The sequence below is a fragment of the Acinetobacter sp. ANC 5045 genome (assembly GCF_004331005.1).
Lineage (GTDB): Bacteria > Pseudomonadota > Gammaproteobacteria > Pseudomonadales > Moraxellaceae > Acinetobacter > Acinetobacter towneri.
In genome coordinates, this window is the sequence record NZ_SJNS01000001.1 from 137,466 (window position 1) to 152,249 (window position 14,784).

Here is a 14,784-nt window from a genome sequence, read left to right on the forward strand (position 1 = left end):
TCATTCAATTCGCTTCTTAGCCTTGTCTTCTAGCAACATATAAATTAAATCAAGCTCAGGACAGACATATCCCATTGCGGTTAAAGCCGCGGTAATTTGCCCACGATGATGAGTTGCATGATTGAACACATGCATTAGGGTTGCAGCATAGGGTAAGTGCATCTCCACGCCAGTTGATGTTTTATAGTGCAGCTCTTGATGAAAAACATTCTCATCCACCTGATTTAAAAAATAAATCCAGTTTTCAGCCTTCTTTTCAAGTTGCTCAACAAGCTGTGTTCTGTTGGTTTCCACAATACTATCTAATGGCAAAATTGGTGAGTGGTGCAAAGCAAAACGTGGAAACCACAAATGATGCTCACCGACCAACAAGTGATTCAGAGTGCCAAAAATACTTTTAAAATATAAGCCCTGATCCAAGAAAAAATCATCATCTGAAACCAATAGCAAAGTCTGATTTAGTTTTTGAGTTGCCCAAAGATTATAGCGGGCAAGTAACTCAAACGTTTTTAAATCCATTTAAAATTATCCTATTTGAGTTTTATTATGAAAATTGAATCAAAAGTTCAAACTATATTAAGATAAAAGATATATTTTTAATCATTTAAAGCGAATTTGTAGATTTAAAGACAGATACAATTTATTGTCCTTTAGAAATAATTGACCAAAATCATGCTTGGTTTTACTTGCCATCTCAAACTTTGTATTATTGTATAAATACTCTTCAAATTCATGGCGATGATACAGATGATAGCAAATGATCTCGCCATCTTCTTTAATTACTAAATATCCACCTGTAGAATCAATTTCGTTACCTGTCCAAACTGTACCAGGCATCATTCCAATTGCTATTTCACACAATAATTTTTTAATTTTAAACTGATAAAAAGGATGCTGATGTTCAAAAGAATATTTCATTGGATTTTCATAAGAAATTTCATTAAAAATATCTTTAACTGAATTAAGAGTTGATGTGTAATATTTAAATATAGCTTCTGCCATAATTTTTGGTAGTAAACTATCCAACAAAATTAAATTATTCTCAAATACAGCATTATTTAAATGGGAAAATTTAATATCGGCTCCCAACATTTTTAAATGTGCTATACGAGATTTAATAATTGGTTGTGGCAATGCAAGCTGATTAAAATCTTCAATCTCTTTTTCGGTTAGGCAAATATTTTTTATTTCAAAAATAAAATTTGTTGTCTTTCCTGCATTTAACAATGTGGATGGTTTACCTAATTTTGACTTTATGCTAAATCCCAATTCAGGCATTGTTCCAATTTTTGCATCATAAATTACGATTCTAATATCACTTTTCGCACTAGATTTTGCTTTAATCTTATTTGATTGGTATCTGGATATAAAGTTTTCCACATCTGGAATAGTAAATGATGCCGTTTGCTTTTTCTGTAATTCTGCCAGCAAAAACTGAGTAATATCTCTGAGTTCCTGTAATGGTATCTGAAAAACATCTTCACCCCGCAAAATCTCTACTATACCCTCTGATTTATGCGGTACATAAGTGAATAAATGATGATGTTCTTGACGTAAAATTCTAATTACAGGATAAATTAAATTATTTATTTTATTTAAGTTTTCATCACCCGCACTTAACTCCCCATCACATAGTAATTTAAAAAGGGCATAGAGTTCACTCCATTCCCCCTTATTTGCTGTAATCATACTCACCAATCTTCAATGCTTTTAATATTTCTTTTGCAGTTGCCTGTATCGCTGGAATAGCAACAGAATTTCCAAATTGTTTATAGGCTGAGGCATCTGAAACCACGATTTTGAAATGATCTGGAAACCCCTGCAACCGTGCCCATTCTCTTGGCGTCATTTTCCGAATACCTTTCCGATTTACCTCTCCTTTAATTCTAGTAGTTGGAGTAAAGTCTGTAATTCTATGATCTATAACTAAATTACGCTCTCTCCCCATTCCACCTACAACTATGGCATTGGCAATTGCGTGATCTGGAATAATAGCGTAACCAAAACCATTTCCTTTATTTTCATGTCGAGCTTTATGCTTTTCCAAGGTATCTAAATACTGTGTAGATAAGTAATATTTAGTAGGTACAACCTGAGTTTCCTTTATATCGGCAAAACAGGTTTTTTTATTTAATGGTTGTGGATAAGAGAAATTTTGAATTCCAGTATCTTTATGGAAGCCTACAATAAAAATTCGCTCTCTATTTTGGGGAACACCAAAATCTTTAGCATTTATAATTTGAGGCTCAGCAACGTAGTAACCTAAATCATCTCTTAATGTTTTTAAAATAGTTTTAAGTGTATTTCCCTTATCATGACTAATTAAGCCTTTAACATTTTCTAAAAAGAAAGCTTTAGGTTGTTTCCGTTTTATAATATCCGCAACGTCAAAAAATAGCGTACCGCGTGTATCTTCAAATCCAGATCTTTTACCTGCAATTGAAAAAGCCTGACAAGGGAAGCCTCCACATAAAATATCGAAATGATCAGGTATCGCATTTTTAGTAGACTCTAAAGTGATATCACCATAAGGCGTTTCACCAAAATTGACGGAATATGTTTTTTGGGCATATAGGTCTATTTCTGATGAAAATACGCACTCGCCACCAAGATTTTGTAACGCTAGCCGAAATCCACCAATTCCTGCGAATAGGTCAATAAATTTAAATTTACTTGGGTATTCTGGATAAAAAGGGATTGATTCAAAGAGGGAAAGGTTTTCCTCTTTGTTTACCACTAATTCACCATGAGCCTTTAAAACTTTTGGACTAGTAGAGTTCATCTCAAACCTTCAAGGCGATACAATAACAAAGCCATTACAATAACAAAATTTACCTTAAATAGCATGCAGTGCAAGACACAAGCTGTCGCTCTAGCACAATATTCGATAAGCGTTAGGACAGATGCCTGAGCTGAACTCAAATCACAAAAATGCTTCCAACACCGAATTTAAAAATACATGCCCTTGCGCGGTACATGCCAATCGCTTCGGATCATCCTGCAACAATTGCCGCTGACGCAATGTATTTAAAATATCCTGCAAATCATCCAAGTTTAAACCTGTGCGGGCAGTATACAAGTTTGCCTCAACCCCATCATTCAGGCGCAGTGCATTCATCATAAATTCAAATGGCAACTCATCGGCTGCAATTGCTTTAAACTGCAAGTTTTCCGCAGGTACTTTGGCTAAGTAATCTTTCGGCAAACGGGTTTTTTGGAAGCGATACACACCATCATGCAAAGTCACTTTGCCATGCGCCCCCGCACCTATCGCCAAATAATCGCCAAACTGCCAATAATTTAAATTATGTGCAGACGGTAACTCTTTACGCCATGCAGACACTTCATAATTCACAAAACCTTGCGCAGTTAAATAGGCTTCACCCTGCGCTTGAATTTCTTCCAAGACATCATCTACAGGTAAAATTGGCTGAGTGCGGAAAAAAACAGTATTAGGCTCAATAGTCAATTGATACCATGAAATATGCGTTGCACCATGTTCCACTGCCAGTTTTAAATCCTGCAGTGCTTGCTGCAAAGTCTGTTCAGGCAAGCCATGCATTAAATCGACATTAATTCGCTGAAAGCCCGCTTCACGCGCCAAGCCAATTGCGGCAATCGCATCATCATTAGAATGAATACGCCCTAATTTTTTTAAATGCTCAGTATTAAAACTCTGCACGCCAATCGACAAACGGTTAATGCCTGCAGCCAAATAATCTGCAAAGGGATCATGCTCCACTGTTCCCGGATTAGCTTCCAACGTAATTTCGCAGTCATCTTCAAAAGCTAGCACGGCTTTCAGCTGTGTAAATAACCATTGATACCCCTGTGCTGAAATTAGCGAAGGTGTGCCACCGCCAATAAAAACACTGTGAATTTTCCGCCCCTGCGCAAACTGAGTCTGGGTTTTAAAATCTTCCAGCAAAGCCTGTAGATATTCCTGTTCTAAATCTAAACTCAACTTACCGTCAGGCACAGCATGTGAATTAAAATCACAATACGGACACTTACGCACGCACCACGGCATGTGAATATATAAAGATAAAGGAATATCAATGGGTTGAAGTGGATTCAAAGACAGACTCAATGCAAAATCAAAACAGTGATACAGATTTTAACATGACTACAGCAGGACACTGATGTATTCCCTAGAATTTGCTTTAGACTAGAATCTGTTTAATAAGAAAAAATGTGAAAATGATGAAGATATCCAGCCAATTACTCTTAATTTTGCCACTGGCGATGGGCATCGGGATTGCAATGGCCTTTCAAACTGCAATCAACAGCCAATTGCGTGAATATTTATATTCTCCGTTACAAGCTGCCCTTTTCTCTTTTTTGGTTGGTACAATAGTTTTAGCCATACTGGTATTTTTTCAGCAAGTCGAAAAACCCAACCTCAGCACCTTGCTCAACATCCCATGGTATTTATGGATTGGCGGATGTCTAGGGGTTTATGCCATCAGCATGAGTATTTATAGTGCTCCAAAACTAAGTTTACTCACTTTATCTGGGGTGATTATTTTTGGACAAATGGTCACATCAATGCTGATTGATCATTTTGGGTTCTTGGGCACTGAAAAAGTCAGTATCAATTGGCAACGTCTTTTAGGTAGCGTGGTGATTTTTATTGGTGTGCTTCTCACTTTACAACGCTAATACCCAAACGCTAAGCACCTCATGCATTGAGATTTTTTGTGTCAAATATACATTCTGTGACCACGACCCGTTTTGAATTAAAACAGCTTTTTCAACTGATGATTCCAATTTTGGTCACACAATTTGCGCAAGCAGGTTTAGGTCTGATTGATACCATTATGGCAGGTCACATGTCTGCCACCGACTTAGCTGCTATTGCTGTTGGGGTCGGTTTGTGGATGCCCATTATGCTGCTGTTCAGTGGCATTATGATTGCTACCACACCCTTAGTCGCCGAGGCTAAAGGCGCGCGTACCCCAGAAAAAATTGCAACCATCGCCCGTCAGTCTTTATGGATTGCGTTTATTTTAGGTGTGATTGCAGGGCTGATTTTACAGCTCATGCCTGCACTATTGCCATTATTTGGTGTGCCTGAAAATTTACAGCCCAAAGCAGGCTTATTTTTACATGCCATTGGTTTTGGGATGCCTGCCGTGACCATGTATGCTGCCTTGCGCGGTTATTCGGAAGCACTGGGCTATCCACGCCCTGTGACTGTAATTAGTCTGTTGGCATTGGTTTTATTGGTTCCGCTGAACTTTATGTTTATGTATGGCTGGGGGCCTCTGCCTGAACTGGGCAGTGCGGGTTGCGGTTTTGCCACCGCCATTTTGCAATGGTTAATGTTCATAAGTTTGGCATTTTATATTTTTAAAAGTCGCGCCTATCAAAGCACGCAGGTATTTAGCCAATGGGAAGCGATTGATGCGGTCTGGATTAAACGTATTTTGCTGTTAGGACTGCCCATTGGTTTAGCCATTTTCTTTGAAGTGAGTATTTTTAGTACTGCCGCCATTGTAATCAGTCCTTTGGGAGAAACCAAACTGGCAGCCCATCAAATTGCCATGTCAGTCACATCTCAGTTATTTATGATTCCCATGTCTTTGGCAATTGCCCTGACCATTCGTATTGGCACATATTATGGCGAACAAAATATTCACGCCATGCGTAAAGTACAAGGCTTAGGCTTTGCAACTGCAACTGTATTTGCCTTTTCTACAATGACGCTGATGTGGTTTTTCCGTCCTGAAATCATTTCAATTTACACCCGCGACCCGCAAGTGGCGCAAGTGACGATGTCTCTATTATTATTTGCGATTGCCTATCAACTCATGGATGCATGGCAAATTAGCGCAGCAGGTTGTTTGCGTGGCATGCAAGACACTCAGGGCCCAATGTGGATTACCATGCTTGCTTATTGGGTTGTGGCTTTCCCCATTGGCGTGTATTTAACTCGTTACAGCAGTATGGGCGCTGCAGGGGTTTGGGTCGGGCTGATTGTCGGTTTAAGCATTGCCTGTGTGTTACTTCTGACCCGTTTATATTTCAACAATCAACGACTGGAACGCCAATTTACAGCATAAACCTCAGCCTACTCACCTACATGCCAAAATACGTTTTGGCACGTGGGTCTTGTGATCAAAAAATACTTTAACAATTAAAAGTAGGCATTTTGCTCACGAACACTTATGATCAAAAGATAGTAAAGATGATCTTGAGGAACATCGCATGGCAAAAACGGCGCGTACACCTGGTCGTCGCTTTATGAAACTTGCGAGCATGACAGCAAGTATTGCAACCAAAACGGTATCGAACTCGATTAAAAACCTCACCGCAGATGAAGAACAAAAAAATGCGGCACGCAGCCAATTGTTTCAGGATATTGGTATCCAAATTGCTGATACCTTAGGCGAAATGAAAGGTGCGGTGATGAAAGTCGGGCAAATTGCCTCGCAATATAAAGATATTTTTCCGCCTGAAGTTGCCAAAGCCATCAGTAAATTACAGCGCCAAGCACCTGCCATGCCTTTTGCTGAAATTAAGGCACAAGTTGAAAAAGAACTCGGTAAACCGCTCGACAAAATTTTTAAACACTTTGATGAAACTCCGTTTGCAGCCGCATCTATTGGGCAAGTGCATAAAGCCATTTTACCCAATGGCGAGCAAGTGGTGGTCAAAGTGCAATATCCTGGGGTCGATGAAGCCTGCGAAAGTGACCTGAAACAAGTCCGTTTGGCACTGCGTTTAATGGGTGTACTTAAAATAGACCGTAAATTACAAGACCGTCTATTTCAGGAAATTCAGGAAAGTTTAGACAATGAGCTGAACTACCAGATTGAGGCACAAAACCTAGAAGTAGCGCGTACCTTTCACGCAGCTTTGGATGATAAAATTATTATCCCACAAGTGTTTAAAGACTATTCTTCGCGGCATATTCTCACCTTAAGTTTGGAACAAGGTGAAAATATAGAAACGGCAAGCACATGGTCACAGCGTACCCGCAACACTTTGGGACGACGTTTATTGCGTGCCATGGGTCAAGAAATCTTTTATTTAAAACGCTTTCATTGCGACCCGCATCCGGGCAACTTTGCGTTCCGCCAAGATGGTTCTGTGGTGATTTATGATTACGGCGGCGTCAAAACTCTATCGAATGATGTAGTGCATCATTTTCGACAACTGATTCATGCTGCGCGTGCGCAAGATATTGCCGAAATTGAACAGCATCTAGATGCACTGCAGGCAATTTCTGCATTGGGTAAATTCCCTGAAGATTTATATTTGCAATGGTTAGAAGTGCTGATGCGTCCGCTAACCACACATTATGATTTTGCTGAAAATTCTGCCCATCATGATGGCGTTGAGTTGGTCAAAAGTTCATTGAAATATTGGGATGTGTTTAAGCCTTCTCCCGATACCTTAATGGTGAATCGAACTGTTTCAGGGCATTATTGGAATTTAATTCATTTAAAAGTACATGATAATTTAAATGATATTTTTGAGGAGTTGGTTCCACCGCGAGCTTAGACTCAACTTTGGACTCAGCAAAGGATGCTGAAAATAAAGCCCAATCTGTTTTATGCTCCGTAACTAAAATTATAATCCAGACAAAAAATCCTCCCAAATGTAGGAGGATTTTTTGTTATCTAAACCGATTCATTCAAGTTGAAACGATGAAATTCAAATTATTGAATTTCAAGGTGTTTGATTAAGCATTCCAGATCATCGGCAGACAGTTGTCCAATATAAGTGAGTTGTGTTTTTTGGATAGGCAGCTGATATGTTTGTACTGTATCAATCCACGATGGCTTTTTTAAACCAGCCTGTTGCCAGTTTTTAATTTCCACATATTTGCTTTTAATAAAAGCAGACTTATTTTCGTACTGACTACTTAAACGGAATACAACATAGTCGGTGTCCGTTTGGCGAATATACAACACAGGTCTGGTCTTACCCTCGGCAATATCTGTAAAGCCAACATAAGCCCAATAGAGTTGTTGGGTCATTAGTAGCCGCCATCATCTTCTAAAAAAGCAGCAGTATCCGCAGCGTTAGACACTTTTACACTAGGAACATTATGGCTCATCGCGATTAATCTTGCTGTATTCAAATCCTCGTCACTCACTTGAGTCGTGACAGGTATTTTTCCAGTTCGTGCAATTTCAGCGTAAACCATGCTCATTACAGTGGCAGGCGTCAGACCAACTTTTGTCATAATGTATTCTGCCGATTCCATAATTGCCTGATCAACCGTGTATTGAACCCGTTTTTTTACCAATGTTGTCATCATCTACTCCATACATACCACTGAATGCCATTTTATGCCTTAAAATGGCATGGGTCAAACTTGTTCTTACGATGCCTTTTCACTTCCAATAGAAAAAATTATTTAATCTGTGCAGACACTATTCCCTCAATGACAGCCCTTATACAACAGGTTTAAAAAGGGATTGGATAATTTTTGATGTAAAACTCACTAGAAAGAATGCATGTGGGTTTTATTTGCCAAATTAATTGTTATGTTATAACATTTCACAAATTACACACTTAGTTTGGAGAAATCTCATGCGTCCGAATATCCACCCAGAATATCGTGAAGTTTTATTCCACGACACCAACGCCAATGCCTATTTTGTGATTGGCAGCACCTTGCAAAGCAGCCAAAGTAAAGAATATGAAGGCAAGGTATATCCTTATGTGACTTTGGATATTTCAAGCGCATCGCATCCGTTCTACACAGGTGAACAACGTCAAACCAGTAATGAAGGACGTGTCGCGAGCTTCAACAAACGCTTTGCACGTTTCAAACGCTAAGCTTGAGTTTTATTGCAAAATCTCACAATCACTTCATATTCAGTTAAGTTTTCTGTTTTATATTTTAAACATAGCAAGATTGCTCATCGAAACGATGGGATATCCTCTATCTTCAAAGCCCAAGCACTCTCCTCCAGCTTGGGCTTCTTTTTATTTATAATTTTTATCTAATGGATTTTTCTACTCAACGATTGATTTGGTACAGACCCTAATCTAATGTTTTAAAAACTGTTGAATCACATAAAAACCCAATCCCAGCAACATCACTCCCAAAACCACACTTGAAAGCGCATAACTAAACGCCATACCTTGCTGTCCATGTCTTAAGAGTTGCCAAGTTTCCAAACTAAAACTGGAAAAAGTGGTAAAGCCACCTAAAATACCTACCATCAGTAATAAGCGGGCTTCCTGCTGCAACACAGGATATTTCTGACTCAATGCAAAAAATACACCTGCCAAAAAGCAGCCAAACAGATTGACCGACCACGTTGCCCATGGAAAATGCTGTGCCGATTTAAATAAATACAGGCTTGCGGCATAACGTAAACTTGCGCCAATTGCACCGCCCATTGCTACCAAAAGCCAATTCATTGTGTTTTGAATCCTAATGAAAAAAAGTGAGATGAATGAACCATCACCGCACAATTAAAACCTGATCACACTATACAAGAATCATGATTTTAAATGCGAATGTACACTCAAAAAACACATAGACTTTGCCATAAAAATTGCGCTAGTCTGCATGTTATTTTTAGGCGCAATGGAGGACAGGATGGCTCAGGAATTATTGGCGCAACTTGAAGCAGGCACTGCAATATTTACCGATGTGCTCTCATTTATTGAAGCACGTTACACCTACACGCCAACTGCTTTCAAAAATGGGCAACAGCTCAACGCCGCCAATGAAAATCAGGGCAGTGCCAAAATCTTTTCATTTGCGAAACTCAATGGCTTAAATCAGGCGCAAACCCTCAGCCTATTTGCGGAACATTATGCTTCGGTACTTGCGACACCTGAAGGAATTGATCATCAAAATATCCGCCAGTTTATGCAGCACGGTTGGGATGGTATTCAGTTTGAAACGCTAGCCCTTAGCGCCAAATAAAAACAACTTTAACCAAGCAAAAACCGCATGAAAGTTAAACCTAATCATGCGGTTTTTTATTAGGGATGTGTACGTTTCACGTGGAGCAATACTGAAGCTATTTACCGTGTATAAGATGCGGTTTCGGCAACTATCTACAATTCAAACTCTAAACTAAACATCACACTCAGCTTTTGACTTTTTCAATCCACTGAATTGAACTAACGCGAAATACTTCACAAGCACCATCCCCCGTATCGGTGGGTGTAAGAGAGGATGTCCAAACCAAGTCGTGATCTTTCACTTCAACCAACTCACCTTTTAAACGTACCAAATCACCTCGTTTTACTTTTTGAATGTCTTTGGCAATTTTTGGGTTGGCAGGAATGATGTGCATATTAGATACCATTTGCATGGCTTGTTCAGCAGGCACAGGTAAACGGTCTATTTTCCAGTTTAAATAGCGGTCATATTGATTGACTGTGATATGACGGGCAATTTCAGGCTCAGCAAACAAGCCCCAACTCACCGCATAATCAATCGGAGAAAATTTGGCTTGGGCATCATCTTGATAGATTTTTGAACCCAAAATCCGAAAATCACCTTTAAAGGGTTGCAACACTTCAATCGACTGACTTTTCAATACAGGAGGCAAGCCTTTGGCAATATTACGCTCGACCGCAGCATAGACGGAACATGGCAAAGCCAGAGTCAGTAACAATGCCGTGAGTTTTAGCGAAATATGCGTGTTCATCTTATAATCTGCCTATCAAGTTCGTGTATCTATATTTATCTTAATCACAGATCATGAATACAATAGTTGAAATTGGTAACAAAATGCAGTCATTGGCTCATTCTGACATGGCAAAAACCCTGTAATTTCAGCTAAGCTTGTCGGTATAAAAATCAATAATCAGATCTGCACATGCTCTATAAATTTTATCAAAAACATATTTTCCCGCACTTGCTGAATCAGGTCATGCAAACTCCATCCTTAATGGATTTACGACGTGAGCTTTTATTTGGCGTATCGGGCGAAGTTTTGGAAATTGGCTTTGGCACAGGTTTAAATTTACCTTTTTATCAAAGTGTAGATACCGTGTATGCCTTAGAACCCAATGCAGCAGTTTTCAAATTGGCGCAGCAACGAATTGATGCAGCACCGTTCGTGGTTGAGCAGATTACCGCAAGTGCAGAACAACTGCCTTTTGTAAATGATCAATTGCAGCATGTGGTGTCCACGTGGACCTTGTGCAGTATTCCAGACCTAGAACAAAGCCTGCGAGAGATTTATCGCGTCTTGCAACCAGGCGGTACTTTGCACCTCGTAGAACACGTTTTAAATCGACAAAATTTGAATGTTCAGCGTTTACAACATCTGCTCACACCAATTCAAAAGAAAGTTGCAGATGGCTGTCACTTAAACCGTGACATTGAAATTGCCCTACTGGAAACTGGTTTTGAGTTGGGTGAAATCCAATATGTTGATGCTGCAGATATCCCCAGTCTTGCACAGCGCATGTTATTGGCGCGAGTACATAAACCTCTTTAATCACAATCCTCAAAATCAATCCGAATGGTTTCAAAACGCAGTCTGCCCTGCTGAATGGCCTGCGCAATTGCTTGCTGACCTTTGGTCAAACGTGCGCCACCACTTTTAATATCAATTAGGACGATTGCAATATCTTCGGCATGCCCATTGCCATCCCGATAATCGGTATAGCCATCAAACACGATATAATCAACAGGATCACCTAAAAATTTGGCATCGCTCGGTAAATACTGAAATTCAGGCATAATCGGTGCTAATTGCTCTGCCATTTTGCCTTTCAGTACCGCACGACTGGTATTTACACTGCGCTTTTGTGCCTGCAATAATGCCTGCTGATGTGACAGTTCAATTTCTGCAATATATTGTTCATACTCGGCTTTAATCCGTCCATTGCGGCTATTGCTTAAAATTAAGGTGGTCAGCACCACGCCTATACAGGCACCAATCAGCATCGCCATCCAGATTGACATAAAACCTTCCTAAACCTTTTTTGCAGAACTCGATACGACTTTTGTCAACTGTCATATTCCGAGCACAAAACAATGATATGCTAGGGATGAGCAGATTAAAATCGATTCGAGGGTCATGAAAACTATATTAATTGCCAACCAAAAAGGTGGCTGTGGAAAAACCATTACGGCTATTAGTTTAGCATCTGCGCTTGCACAAAAAGGCTATAAAGTTGCTTTGGCGGATGCCGACAATCAAAAATCTGCGCTGCAATGGTTAAAACAACGACCAGAAACAGCCGCTCCAATTCAAAGTTTAGATTGGCGTCATGAAAAGTCGATTGGCGATGCACCCAAAAACATTGAATATTTAATTATTGATGCACCTGGTGCGTTATCGGGTGAGCATGCCGAGCAGCTGATTAGCGAAGCACATGCCATTATCACACCTCTACAGCCTTCATTTTTTGACATTGACTCCACCCGTCGCTTCTTAAAACACTTACAAGACATTAAGCGGATTCGTAAAGGCAAAGTCCAAATTTTGCTGTTGGCCAATCGGGTCAAACCCAACTCTGCCAGCTCTAAAGATATTCAGGATTTTTTCCAGAAAATCGAGCAACAGCCTGTGGCATGGATTTCAGAACGTGCAGCCTATGGACAATTGGCAATGCAAGGTTTAAGTATTTTTGATAAAACCCAAAAAACTTATCTGCAAATGCAAGATCAATGGCAGCCTGTACTGAATGCCATTGTAGATGACCCTGCTCAATGGTTTTAAAGCCTAGAATCGCCACCGTTTAGAACTTATTCACCAGAACTTACCAAGCTCTCGTTTTCGGGAGCTTTTTTTTCAGTTAATATGGCACATGACCTTAGGAATGTTTCAGTGAATTCAGTGCAACAGTACGCGCCAACATTACAAAAAATTTTATTGTTTGGACTGTTTTTTGTCCTGATCTTTTTGGGTTTTCACATACTCAAATATTTTATTGTTCCTGTTGTTTGGGCAGCAATCATTGCCTATATGAGCTGGCCACTATATCAGTCGGTGCTACGTTTATGCGGTCATCGTCCTACGCTTAGCGCAGCCTTAATGATGCTGATGGTCACGTTGGTGGTCGGCATTCCACTCACTTTTGCCATTTTTATCCTGCAACATGAAGGTCGCAACTTATATTACGAATTACAAAAACAGGTCTTTTCCGGACACTTAAATGTCCCTGATTTCATTCGCAATTTACCTATTATTGGTAAAGAAGTCACCCGCACCCTTAAAGAAATTAATCACGATCCGAACAGCATTGTGCAATCCATTTCCTTATGGATTCAAGGGCATTTGAATTACGGTAAAGTGGTGATTAATGAAGTCAGCAAAAACCTGATCAAACTGGGTTTTGCCCTGCTGTCATTATTCTTTTTCTACCGCGATGGTCACACCATCTTGCATCAAGTCAGCAAAGCGCTAGAAATGGTGATTGGGCCACGTATTCATCACTATTTAGATACTATTTCTGAAACCACACGTGCTGTGGTTTATGGCGTTGGACTCACTGCAATTGCGCAGGCTTTACTCGCAGGCGTGAGCTATTTTGTCGCTGGGGTACCTAACCCAATGGTGCTAACCATTGTGACTTTCTTATTTGCCTTAATTCCGTTTGGCCCACCTTTAGCTTATGGTTCGGTTTCGCTGTGGTTATTTAGCCAAGGGCATACGATGGAAGCGATTGGCGTGATGGCATGGGGCGTATGTGTGGTCAGCACTGCCGATAACGTGATTCGTCCTTTGGTGATTTCAGGTGCAACTCAAATTCCATTCCTGTTAATCATGTTTGGAGTTTTAGGTGGAATTGCCAGTTTTGGTCTAATTGGTCTATTTATTGGCCCTGTGATTTTGGCCGTGTTACTGGCCATTTGGCGTGAATGGTTGCATGAAAACAACCAGCCCGAAGCTTTAATGTTGCCCAAAGCCACGCTTGCGCATGATCTCCCTGAAGACGATTCATCATCCAATTCAAAGCTTGATTAAGCTGTTTTACTGATCATATTGCTCACATGGCTGTGTTGATCTGAATAAATCAGCTCAACACAGTACATACATACTACTACGCAAACGTTGTATTGTAACGGAGCTAACTTTGCTTCAATCAAGACATCCCTAAATATTATGCACAACAAACAGGATGTCTTTTATGCGCTCAATACTCAAATTTGCCAGTCTTGCTGCTTTTAGTGGCCTAGTACTCATGGGTTGCAGCACCACCGCGACCACACAACAAAAATCTAAAATCTTAAAAATGCATGCTGTTTCAGCACAAGGGATTGGCAAGGAATTAGGTACGGTTGAACTGCGTGACAGTGCAGCAGGCTTAGTCATTCACACCCAACTCCAACAACTCCCTGCAGGGGAACGAGGTTTTCATATCCATGAAAAAGGTTCATGTGCAGCAGCAGAAAAAGATGGAAAAATGGTTGCTGCTTTGGCAGCGGGCGGACATTTTAATCCCAAAAATATCCCGAATCATGGTACACCGCTGACAGGACATTTAGGGGACTTACCGGCTTTAAGTGTTGCAAACGACGGGACAGCCAAAGTGACCGTGATTGCACCCCGTTTAACATTGGCACAAGTTGAAGGATTGGCCTTGATGATTCATGCAGGCGGTGATAACTATGCCGACCATCCAAAACCATTGGGCGGCGGCGGTGAGCGAATTGCCTGTGGGATTATTTAAGCTAGCATGATGCATTTTCAATAAAACATTTATTACCAATTGTGGATAAGTTAAGGGTTATACACATGCCTTTCGACTTATCCGCAAAAAGTAAAATTTATCTTTTTGAGGATTATTCTCAAACGACGCTCAATGCAGGTCTTCTTGCTTTATATCGGTCGTCTTTCA

Annotated in this window: 18 protein-coding genes; 9 read left to right on the top strand and 9 right to left on the bottom strand. The window is 40.2% G+C overall.

The genetic code is table 11. From position 1 onward, the window contains the following. From E0H79_RS00710 to hemW, 4 genes are all read right to left on the bottom strand, one after another. Entirely contained in the window at positions 1 to 519 is a 519-nt protein-coding gene (locus tag E0H79_RS00710) for a DinB family protein (protein WP_004974616.1), read from the bottom strand. Between the two features lie 81 nt (positions 520 to 600). Then, a complete protein-coding gene (locus E0H79_RS00715) occupies positions 601 to 1,689 on the bottom strand; it encodes an HpaII family restriction endonuclease (RefSeq protein ID WP_131260601.1) in 1,089 nt (362 codons plus the stop codon). Further along, positions 1,673 to 2,782 carry a DNA cytosine methyltransferase gene (locus tag E0H79_RS00720; RefSeq protein ID WP_004974609.1) on the bottom strand — a complete coding sequence of 370 codons (1,110 nt, stop codon included), beginning with the start codon at positions 2,780 to 2,782 and terminating at the stop codon, positions 1,673 to 1,675. Before E0H79_RS00720 ends, E0H79_RS00715 begins: the two co-directional genes overlap by 17 nt. Positions 2,783 to 2,923: 141 nt before the next feature. Next, a complete protein-coding gene (gene hemW / locus E0H79_RS00725; RefSeq protein ID WP_131260602.1) occupies positions 2,924 to 4,078 on the bottom strand; it encodes a radical SAM family heme chaperone HemW in 1,155 nt (384 codons plus the stop codon). Positions 4,079 to 4,200: 122 nt separating this feature from the next. Here hemW and E0H79_RS00730 point away from each other — a divergent pair, with 122 nt between their 5' ends. The 3 genes from E0H79_RS00730 to E0H79_RS00740 all read left to right on the top strand — a co-directional run bounded on the left by E0H79_RS00730 (position 4,201) and on the right by E0H79_RS00740 (position 7,509). Then, on the top strand, positions 4,201 to 4,662 hold the full coding sequence (locus tag E0H79_RS00730) for a DMT family transporter (protein WP_131260603.1): 462 nt from the start codon (positions 4,201 to 4,203) through the stop codon (positions 4,660 to 4,662). 38 nt (positions 4,663 to 4,700) lie between these two features. After that, positions 4,701 to 6,065: an MATE family efflux transporter gene (locus E0H79_RS00735; RefSeq protein WP_131260604.1), complete on the top strand. Its 1,365-nt coding sequence runs from the start codon at positions 4,701 to 4,703 to the stop codon at positions 6,063 to 6,065. Between the two features lie 145 nt (positions 6,066 to 6,210). Beyond that, positions 6,211 to 7,509 carry an ABC1 kinase family protein gene (locus E0H79_RS00740; protein WP_004974602.1) on the top strand — a complete coding sequence of 433 codons (1,299 nt, stop codon included), beginning with the start codon at positions 6,211 to 6,213 and terminating at the stop codon, positions 7,507 to 7,509. A gap of 158 nt (positions 7,510 to 7,667) precedes the next feature. Here the strand turns inward: E0H79_RS00740 and E0H79_RS00745 are convergent, their stop codons facing one another. Then, a complete protein-coding gene (locus tag E0H79_RS00745) occupies positions 7,668 to 7,988 on the bottom strand; it encodes a type II toxin-antitoxin system PemK/MazF family toxin (protein ID WP_131260605.1) in 321 nt (106 codons plus the stop codon). Further along, the gene (locus tag E0H79_RS00750) at positions 7,988 to 8,269 is read right to left on the bottom strand and encodes a type II toxin-antitoxin system RelB/DinJ family antitoxin (protein WP_131260606.1); all 282 of its coding nucleotides are present in this window, start codon (positions 8,267 to 8,269) and stop codon (positions 7,988 to 7,990) included. The genes E0H79_RS00745 and E0H79_RS00750 overlap by 1 nt, the downstream gene beginning before the upstream one ends. A gap of 278 nt (positions 8,270 to 8,547) precedes the next feature. On the opposite strand from E0H79_RS00750, the gene E0H79_RS00755 reads away from it, so the two are divergent. After that, complete coding sequence (locus E0H79_RS00755) at positions 8,548 to 8,796, top strand: type B 50S ribosomal protein L31 (RefSeq protein ID WP_004974599.1); 249 nt, start codon at positions 8,548 to 8,550, stop codon at positions 8,794 to 8,796. A 213-nt stretch (positions 8,797 to 9,009) separates the two neighbouring features. Here E0H79_RS00755 and crcB read toward each other — a convergent pair whose 3' ends face one another. Beyond that, positions 9,010 to 9,387 carry a fluoride efflux transporter CrcB gene (gene crcB / locus E0H79_RS00760; protein WP_131260607.1) on the bottom strand — a complete coding sequence of 126 codons (378 nt, stop codon included), beginning with the start codon at positions 9,385 to 9,387 and terminating at the stop codon, positions 9,010 to 9,012. A gap of 181 nt (positions 9,388 to 9,568) precedes the next feature. Here crcB and E0H79_RS00765 point away from each other — a divergent pair, with 181 nt between their 5' ends. Then, positions 9,569 to 9,901, top strand: a complete 333-nt coding sequence (locus E0H79_RS00765) for a HopJ type III effector protein (protein ID WP_131260608.1) — start codon at positions 9,569 to 9,571, stop codon at positions 9,899 to 9,901. Positions 9,902 to 10,067: 166 nt separating this feature from the next. On the opposite strand, the gene E0H79_RS00770 is transcribed toward E0H79_RS00765, so the two are convergent. Next, positions 10,068 to 10,634: a hypothetical protein gene (locus E0H79_RS00770; RefSeq protein ID WP_131260609.1), complete on the bottom strand. Its 567-nt coding sequence runs from the start codon at positions 10,632 to 10,634 to the stop codon at positions 10,068 to 10,070. 171 nt (positions 10,635 to 10,805) lie between these two features. Between E0H79_RS00770 and E0H79_RS00775 the strand changes: the two genes are divergently transcribed. Beyond that, entirely contained in the window at positions 10,806 to 11,432 is a 627-nt protein-coding gene (locus E0H79_RS00775) for a class I SAM-dependent methyltransferase (protein WP_131260610.1), read from the top strand. Here the strand turns inward: E0H79_RS00775 and E0H79_RS00780 are convergent. After that, positions 11,429 to 11,902: a Holliday junction resolvase-like protein gene (locus E0H79_RS00780; protein ID WP_004974557.1), complete on the bottom strand. Its 474-nt coding sequence runs from the start codon at positions 11,900 to 11,902 to the stop codon at positions 11,429 to 11,431. The two genes, E0H79_RS00775 and E0H79_RS00780, sit on opposite strands and share 4 nt — an antisense overlap. 115 nt (positions 11,903 to 12,017) lie before the next feature. Between E0H79_RS00780 and E0H79_RS00785 the strand changes: the two genes are divergently transcribed. From E0H79_RS00785 to sodC, 3 genes are all read left to right on the top strand, one after another. Further along, positions 12,018 to 12,662 (top strand): ParA family protein, encoded by a 645-nt coding sequence (locus E0H79_RS00785; RefSeq protein WP_004974554.1) that lies wholly within the window; start codon positions 12,018 to 12,020, stop codon positions 12,660 to 12,662. A gap of 108 nt (positions 12,663 to 12,770) precedes the next feature. Next, positions 12,771 to 13,910 carry an AI-2E family transporter gene (locus tag E0H79_RS00790; RefSeq protein ID WP_131260611.1) on the top strand — a complete coding sequence of 380 codons (1,140 nt, stop codon included), beginning with the start codon at positions 12,771 to 12,773 and terminating at the stop codon, positions 13,908 to 13,910. A 217-nt stretch (positions 13,911 to 14,127) separates the two neighbouring features. Next, positions 14,128 to 14,616: a superoxide dismutase [Cu-Zn] SodC gene (gene sodC / locus E0H79_RS00795; RefSeq protein WP_249399394.1), complete on the top strand. Its 489-nt coding sequence runs from the start codon at positions 14,128 to 14,130 to the stop codon at positions 14,614 to 14,616. Positions 14,617 to 14,784 lie beyond the last annotated feature (168 nt).